The 7,720-nt window shown below is 49.6% G+C and carries 6 protein-coding genes and 1 tRNA gene; 1 reads left to right on the forward strand and 6 read right to left on the reverse strand.

Annotated elements, in window-relative coordinates:
* From HMPREF2955_RS16070 to HMPREF2955_RS16075, 6 genes are all read right to left on the reverse strand, one after another.
* Window positions 1-320: hypothetical protein (locus HMPREF2955_RS16070; RefSeq protein WP_168166854.1), on the reverse strand; the 320-nt coding region annotated here is incomplete at its 3' end.
* Window positions 317-2,695 carry a glycoside hydrolase family 95 protein gene (locus tag HMPREF2955_RS00875; RefSeq protein WP_070720049.1) on the reverse strand — a complete coding sequence of 793 codons (2,379 nt, stop codon included), beginning with the start codon at window positions 2,693-2,695 and terminating at the stop codon, window positions 317-319. The genes HMPREF2955_RS16070 and HMPREF2955_RS00875, both read right to left, overlap by 4 nt.
* Window positions 2,696-3,101: 406 nt before the next feature.
* Window positions 3,102-5,075: a DNA topoisomerase (ATP-hydrolyzing) subunit B gene (gene gyrB, locus HMPREF2955_RS00880; RefSeq protein ID WP_070720051.1), complete on the reverse strand. Its 1,974-nt coding sequence runs from the start codon at window positions 5,073-5,075 to the stop codon at window positions 3,102-3,104.
* Window positions 5,076-5,231: 156 nt separating this feature from the next.
* On the reverse strand, window positions 5,232-5,714 hold the full coding sequence (locus HMPREF2955_RS00885; RefSeq protein WP_070720053.1) for a hypothetical protein: 483 nt from the start codon (window positions 5,712-5,714) through the stop codon (window positions 5,232-5,234).
* Between the two features lie 303 nt (window positions 5,715-6,017).
* Window positions 6,018-6,272: a 30S ribosomal protein S20 gene (gene rpsT, locus HMPREF2955_RS00890; protein WP_009231631.1), complete on the reverse strand. Its 255-nt coding sequence runs from the start codon at window positions 6,270-6,272 to the stop codon at window positions 6,018-6,020.
* A gap of 25 nt (window positions 6,273-6,297) precedes the next feature.
* Window positions 6,298-6,369: transfer RNA gene (locus HMPREF2955_RS16075), tRNA-Glu, on the reverse strand.
* A 161-nt stretch (window positions 6,370-6,530) separates the two neighbouring features.
* Between HMPREF2955_RS16075 and HMPREF2955_RS00895 the strand changes: the two genes are divergently transcribed.
* The gene (locus tag HMPREF2955_RS00895) at window positions 6,531-7,259 is read left to right on the forward strand and encodes a DNA repair protein RecO (RefSeq protein ID WP_070720054.1); all 729 of its coding nucleotides are present in this window, start codon (window positions 6,531-6,533) and stop codon (window positions 7,257-7,259) included.
* Window positions 7,260-7,720 lie beyond the last annotated feature (461 nt).

The following is a 7,720-nucleotide window of genomic DNA, read 5'->3' on the forward strand; positions in this document are numbered from 1 at the left end:
TATATAATAGGAGTGGCGGAAGAAGTTGCCACAAAGCTTTCACCGTCAGTACGAAAAATAGCAGCATCTTGCCCTTGGCACTCCTTATATATAATAGGCGAAGACAGGGCGTGCGATGTGGAAACAACAGCCAAAGCCCCATCGGCACATTGCAGACCATCGCCTTTGGGGTCTGAAAAATCACTGGCGTTGTACGCGCAGACATTATTCGTGGCTGCAAACATGGCCTTTGCACCACGAACAGGCACCGACACTGCCCATGCTAATGCTACAAGGGCAACGGCGAGGGGAACACCCATCATGCACACCCTGCACTTCATCGTAAGACGGCCTCCTTACCCGCCTTTAACTTCACTTTGCACGCCTTTCCATTATAGTACAGCGTGGTTTGTCCGCCCACCTTGCTCTTAATGCGCACTTGGGTTACGCTACCATTGTGCCAAGAGAAGTCTACAACGAAACCACCACGCGCACAAAGGCCCTTAACGCTGCCCGAAGGCCAAGCCGAGGGCAATGCAGGCAAGAGCCTAATACCACGCGCGCTTTGCATCAGCATTTCGCAAACGCCAGCCGTTCCGCCGAAGTTACCATCTATTTGGAAAGGCGGATGGGCATCGAATAGGTTGGGATAGGTGCCACCACCAGGGCCTGCATCGCTCTTCCTGATGGCATCGGGTGCCACATAGGTCAGCAGTTTACGATATATTTGGTAAGCCTTCTCGCCATTGTAAAGCCTAGCCCAAAGGTTAATGCGCCATCCCGTGCTCCATCCCGTAGAGATGTCGCCCTTCTGAACCAGTGTCTTTCGGGCAGCCTCAGCTAGTTCGGGCGTTGTTTCGGGCGCGATGTGGTGACCCGGATACAGCCCGATGAGGTGGGTTTGGTGGCGATGTTGGGGGTCGAAATCGTTCCAATCGTAGTACCATTCATTCAAGTCGCCCTCCTTACCGATGGTGTATGGGTGCAGGCGGCCTATCGTTTGGCGCAGCTTTTTGCTGTAAGCCGTTGGCCGTCCGTTCAGAATTTCGTCCGCAGTAGCCGTGTTGGCGAACAGTTCGCGCAATATGGCGAGGTCTGCCGTACCGCCATACACCGTTGTGCCGTGGTAGCCATTGGGCGTAACATATTCGTTTTCGGGCGATGTGCTGGGCGCAGTAATCAGCTCGCCCGGCTGCTTGGGGTTCTCCACGAGCCACTGCAACATAAAGTCGCACGCGCCTTTCATCAGCGGGAATAGTGCGTGGCGAAGATAATGGCGGTCGCGTGTAAAGTCGTACTGCTCCCAAAGGTTGCTCAGCAACCATGCTCCACCCAAGTTCCAATTGGCCCACTCAGGACTTTCTCGTTTCTCGCCCACGGGGTTCGTCATGGCCCACAGGTCGGTGTTATGGCTCGAACACCAGCCTTCGTTGATGCCGTAATAGTTTCGTGCAGCGTAACGACCGTTCACGGATAGTGCCTTCACCATGCCAACCAAAGGCGTGGTCAGCTCGGCAAGGTTGGCCACTTGCGCCGGCCAATAGTTCTCTTCGAGGTTGATATTAACTGTGTAATTACTTCGCCAAGGTGCCCTAACGTGCGGATTCCAAAGCCCTTGCAGGTTAGCAGGCACGCCAGGTGTGCGCGATGAGCTGATGAGCAGATAGCGGCCAAACTGAAAGTAAAGCGTCTCGAGATAAGGATTGGCTTCTCCACGCTTGGTGTAGTCTAGCAGTTGCTGCTCGGTTGTTCGGAGCATATCAAGCTTTGTGCCGTCCAAATGCAGGGCAAGACGTCCGAAAAGGGCTTGATAATCGTTCGTATGGTTTTGTTTTAGCTGTTCGAAAGTGCAGTTTTGCAGGTTCTTCAAGTCGGTTTCTGCCAGTTGCACATAGGGTGCGCCTTGCGTTACGGGGTGCTTGTCAAAGCCGTTATAGCTTGTTTCGTTAACGACATACAGCACCACTTGTGTGGCGTTGCTTATCAAGAGCGTGCTGTCCTGTGCCGTTATCGTGCCGTCGGCGGCTTTCGCTTGCAGCAGGTTACAAAAGTGAACGGTGCTGTCGGGGTGGCCTTCGGCATGACCCGTGAGCCTGATGGTGCTGCCTTCCACACGTGTTTGATGGTTGAGCAACGAGGTAAGCGACAGTTGCAGGCTGATGGCGTGGGGTTTGTTGGCCGTAAGGCGCACCATGATGGCGCGGTCGGGATGCGAGGCGAAGTATTCTCGACGATAGCTCACGCCCTCACTTTCATAACTCACCTTTACCAAGCTACTGTCCAAGTCGAGCTCTCGGCGATAGTTCTTCAAAGGCGCATCAGCGTTTGCAGCCGCTTTCACATCGCGGATGCACAGGGTGGAAAGCGGCTGATACCAAGCCGAATTATGCCCTTGCACGCGCAGTTGCAGCGAGTCGGCCAGCGCATAGTTCTCTTCAAACAGAGCTTTTCGTATCTGTGGAATCCACTTGTGCGCGCCAGCATCCTCGTTTGGGTCGATGGGCTTGCCGCTCCACAGCGTGATGTCGTTCAGTTTAAGATAGTCGCAATGCGGGTTTCCGTCTACCATTGCGCCGAGTTTTCCGTTGCCAATGGGCATGCTATTCTCGAAGAAGGAGCCTGGGCGATTGTCCCAAATGCGCAAGGGAACACCTTGGGCGGACGATGTGAGGGCCGAAAAAAGTAGGGTTGCTGTTGCTAATATAGTCTTTCTCATTTGTCGATTGTTATTTTTTGTGGAAAAGATATGCGGTAAACGCCATCCGCCTACCACGGCGTTTTCCACTTGACTGCGCCATAAGCCGCAGCGCGCAAGGCACTGCCTGCACAGGCGTTTGGGCGGCCAGCGTGGCCGTTTTGCTAATAATCACCGTTAAGGACAGGTGCCAACAATTGCGCGTTTGTTTTTAGAACCTGCCCAATAGCAAAGAAGAGGCTGCACCCGAAAGGCAGTCTCTCCTTATTATATATTACATGTAAGCTTGCGAGTTGTTAGCTTGATGTTTTCTGCTGTGCGCTCCATTCTGCCCAAAGCCTGCTACTTTATCCATCCGAAAGCGTTTGAATGCCGAAGGACACACAAACTAACGAACTCAGCAACTTTGCCACATACGCGGTTGCCCTTATGCGTCGATGTTGGCGTAAGTGGCGTTTTGCTCGATAAACTCGCGGCGTGGCTCCACGTCGTCGCCCATAAGCATGGAGAAGATCTCATCGGCATCGGCGGCATTTTGGATGGTCACTTGTTTAAGCAGGCGCGTTGAGGGGTCCATCGTTGTTTCCCAAAGCTGCTCGGGATTCATCTCTCCCAAACCTTTATAGCGTTGCACGTGTATGCTCTTGTTGTCTTCTTGCCCTTCGCCGTACTTGTCGATAAAGGCCTGGCGTTGCTGTTCGTTGTAGCAATACTCGCGCACCTTGTTCTTATACGTACAGAGGTAGAGGGGCGGTGTGGCGATGTAAAGGTGGCCTTCTTGTATGATGCGGGGCATGAAACGATAGAAAAGCGTCATGATAAGCGTGTCGATGTGCGAACCATCGACGTCGGCGTCGGTCATGATGATAATCTTATCGTAGCGCAACTTGTCGATGTTGGCCTCCTTATCGTCCTCTCCTTCAACGCCGAAACGCACACCAATGCTCTGTATGATGTTCATTACCGACTCGGCCTCGAACACCTTATGCCATTGCACCTTTTCTACATTCAATATCTTTCCTTTCAGTGGAAGTATGGCTTGCGTGTATCGGTCGCGCCCTTGCTTGGCCGAACCGCCTGCCGAGTCGCCCTCGACGAGGAATATTTCAGACGTTTTGGGGTCTTTGTTAGAACAGTCGGCCAGCTTACCTGGCAGTCCGCCACCCGACATGGGGTTCTTCCTCTGAACGCTCTCGCGTGCCTTGCGGGCGGCGATACGCGCAGTGGCGGCAAGTATCACCTTATCGCAAATAAGCTTAGCCTCCTTGGGATGCTCTTCCAGATAATAGCCCAGGGCCTCGCCTACGGCCTGCTGAACGGCACCCGACACTTCGCTGTTGCCCAGCTTGGTTTTGGTTTGGCCTTCAAACTGCGGCTCGGCCACCTTGATGGAGATAACGGCGGTAAGTCCTTCGCGGAAGTCTTCGCCCGCTATTTCAATCTTCGATTTCTCTATCTGCTTGGATATAACAGGGTCGTTGTCGGCGTATGCTTTGAGCGTACGCGTAAGGGCCATGCGGAAACCCGTGAGGTGGGTACCGCCTTCAATGGTGTTGATGTTGTTCACATACGAGTGTATGTTCTCGCTGTAATCGGTGTTGTACATCACAGCCACCTCGATGGGGATGTTTTGTTTCTCCGTTTTAAGGTAGATAACGTCGTCGAAGAGGTGTGTGCGGTGGCGGTCGACGTAACGAACGAACTCTTTCAGCCCGTCTTTGGCATGGAACGTCTCCGTACGTGTCTTGCCGTTTTCATCGGGGCGTAGGTCGGTCAGGGTTATCTTAACGCCGGCATTGAGGTAGGCCAATTCGCGCATGCGCGATGCAATGATGTCCCAACGGTACACCGTTGTGGTGAAAATACTGGGGTCGGGCCAGAATTGTTGGCGCGTTCCGCGCTTATCCGTCTCGCCGACAACCTTTACCGGATAAAGCGGCTTACCCGTTTCGTACTCTTGTTGGTAAATTTTTCCATCGCGGAACACCTGCGAGAGCATTCTCGAAGACAATGCGTTTACGCAGCTAACGCCCACGCCATGCAGTCCGCCGCTCACCTTATACGAGCCTTTGTCGAACTTACCGCCGGCGTGCAGCACGGTCATCACCACTTCCAGTGCCGATTTGTGCAGCTTTTCGTGTTCGTCTACGGGTATACCTCGCCCGTCGTCTTGCACGGTTATGGAGTTATCTTCGTTAATCGTTACTTCGATGTTGCTACAATAACCGGCCATAGCCTCGTCGATAGAGTTATCCACAGTTTCGTTAACGAGGTGGTGCAGTCCCTTTTCGCTGATGTCTCCGATGTACATCGCGGGGCGTTTGCGCACCGCTTCCAAGCCTTCAAGCACTTGGATGTTACTGGCCGAGTAGTTGTTCTCGTTGTTTTGATTTTCTACCATTGTCTTGATTAGGAATTTTAATATGCAAAGATACTAAAAATCAACGAGAAACAGAAAGGTTTAACTGCATTTTGACGTACACAAGAAATGTTATTTACCGTTTAAAGTTGCAGAATGCGCGTTTGTTTGTTCCCACACCCTACAACTTGTTGCATATTATTCAGGTCTTATTGTGACACCCATGTCAAACCAAGAGCAACTGATGTCCGTTACGATGTAGTTCATTGTCTGCAATATGGCATGTTCCATCCAAGCATTACCTTCTGGCAATTTGCCCCAAAACTCATCACTATCTATATGGCAGTTTAAACTTACGTCGATGATAAAGCTTTTCCGTTCTTTAAGAGACGCATCCGAACGCACATCGTATAAGTACAAACCCGTTAGAAAGCTTTTGTTTTTCGGATGGGATGGCATGCTTGTTTCCATCAGGCCAACATCCTTCATCCTAAACACACTCGCCCTTAGCTTATCGTATAAAACCTTGGCCGGCCTTCCTATATAGTCGCCTTTATGTTTCTCTAAATCTTCCAAAAACAAACTTAACTTTGCCCATTCACGGTTTCTCTCCTTTGCATCTTGGGCAAAAGCTGCAATGCTAGTTAAGAACAGCGCTGCCAATATCAATAATTTTCTCATCCTCCTTAACATTTAATTGTCTTATAACTATTTTTCTCCGCGCCCATACACAGTGTACTTCGCCGTCTTCCACGATGACATTTTACCAAACGTATGCCCCCATCAAAATAGTTGTTCACCATCATTGATTGTGAAATCAGCTTTTCATCCTTCGAGTTCAACCTACTTTTGGTAGTGATGCCATTCTCTCAATCAACACCTGAAATTAAAAGGAGAAAGGTACACATAAGGCTAAAAAACAAGAATCCGCAGCTCCTTATTTTAGAACTGCGGATTTGTAAAAGTCGACTTAAAACCGAGCTATCAGCCCAGCTTATTGATATGCAGAGCCAAGCTCGACTTCAAGTTGGCTGCCTTGTTCTTGTGTATAATGTTGGTCTTTGCAAGTTTGTCCAGCATCTTCTGAACGGTGGGATAAAGCTTAACAGCCTCGTCCTTATTGGTAAGAGCGCGCAGCTTACGAACGGCATTACGCATTGTCTTCGCATAATACTTGTTATGCAGAGTCCGCACCTTTGTCTGGCGTATTCTCTTTAATGATGATTTGTGATTTGCCATCTCTTATTTCCTTTTTATTTTTTAGTAGTCCCTAGGAGAGTCGAACTCCTCTTTAGAGAATGAAAATCTCTCGTCCTAACCGATAGACGAAGGGACCATCGCTTATTTGCGGTTGCAAAGGTACGCATTTTTATTCTTCCTACCAAACTTTCATGTGATATTTTTCTCTAAAAGGCTGATTTTTCGTATTTTTGCAAGGGTAAAGCCACTTTAAAGCGTGTTTTTGCCACCCACTCATTACATAATATCATCAGGTCCATGCTCGTAAAAACTCATGCCATCGTGCTACGCTCCATCAAATACGGAGACAGCCAACTGATAACCGACATGCTCACGGAGACGTTCGGGCGGGTTTCGTTTGTGAGCAACATTCCACGCACGCAGAAAGCGAAGATTAAGAAACAGCTGTTTCAACCGCTTACGATTTTGGAGATTGAACTAGACCACCGACCCAACGCGCGACTGCAACGGCTACGCGATGCGCGCATGGCCTACCCCTTCACATCTATACCATATAGCGAGGCTAAATTGGCCATAACGCTTTTCTTGGCCGAGTTTCTTTGCCACGCCACACGTAGCGAGCAGCAAAACGTGCCGCTATATCGCTACGTGGAAACGAGTGTTCGCTGGCTCGACGGCGCGCAACAGCTGTTCGCCAACTTCCACCTGGCCTTTATGATAAGGCTTTCGCGGTTCTTAGGTTTCTATCCTAACTTGGAAAACTACTCGCCTGGTTGCCTTTTCGACCTACGAAGTGGCTGTTTCGTACCGGCCATTCCCATGCACAACGATTATCTCTCCTCGGCCGATGCCGCCCAAATGGCCACGCTTATGCGCATAACGCCCCAAACGATGCACCGTTTCGCCCTCTCGCACAACGAGCGGAACCGCTGTACGCAACTAGCCATCAACTTCTATCGCCTGCACATCCCCGACTTTCCCGAACTAAAATCGTTTGATGTATTGCGGACAGTATATGGAGAATAGAAAAGGATTTTACACAACAACCACCCAAAGAAGGCAAAGGCTACTGACCAAAAACTCGAAGATTGTAGAGAGGGCATTGCACATTGTCTGTAAAACCTCCTCGTATTGTAAGAGGAAAAGTGTAATTTTGTAACAACCTAAAATAATGGCAAGATCTCAGATTTTATTGTAGAAGTCAACTAGGCTTTTAAAATCTCTACAAATTGAGAGGGGTTTATTATCTTTGTGCTGTAAAACCAAGATAAACACCCCTCTCAGATACGAAGTGCAGGACAAATCAACCCACTGGCTTATAAACTCACAAAAGCCCAATAAATCCCGAACACATCAACTTACAAACTGGAAAATTCACAAACCCACAAACTCACAAACTCATCAACTCAAAATCTTAAAATCTTAAATTATTGTCTTTTATTTTACAATATCACTCTAATTTTCGCTCCGTTCTAGCGAAAATATAG

Origin of the sequence: Prevotella sp. HMSC073D09 (assembly GCF_001814145.1) — a bacterium.
Classification (GTDB): Bacteria; Bacteroidota; Bacteroidia; order Bacteroidales; family Bacteroidaceae; genus Prevotella; species Prevotella conceptionensis.

Excerpts from the sequence above, each read along its gene's own strand:
- HMPREF2955_RS00885 (WP_070720053.1), bottom strand. The coding sequence starts at position 5,714 with ATGAGAAAATTATTGATATTGGCAGCGCTGTTCTTAACTAGCATTGCA.
- HMPREF2955_RS00875 (WP_070720049.1), bottom strand. The coding sequence starts at position 2,695 with ATGAGAAAGACTATATTAGCAACAGCAACCCTACTTTTTTCGGCCCTC.
- gyrB (WP_070720051.1), bottom strand. The coding sequence starts at position 5,075 with ATGGTAGAAAATCAAAACAACGAGAACAACTACTCGGCCAGTAACATC.
- HMPREF2955_RS00895 (WP_070720054.1), top strand. The coding sequence starts at position 6,531 with ATGCTCGTAAAAACTCATGCCATCGTGCTACGCTCCATCAAATACGGA.
- rpsT (WP_009231631.1), bottom strand. The coding sequence starts at position 6,272 with ATGGCAAATCACAAATCATCATTAAAGAGAATACGCCAGACAAAGGTG.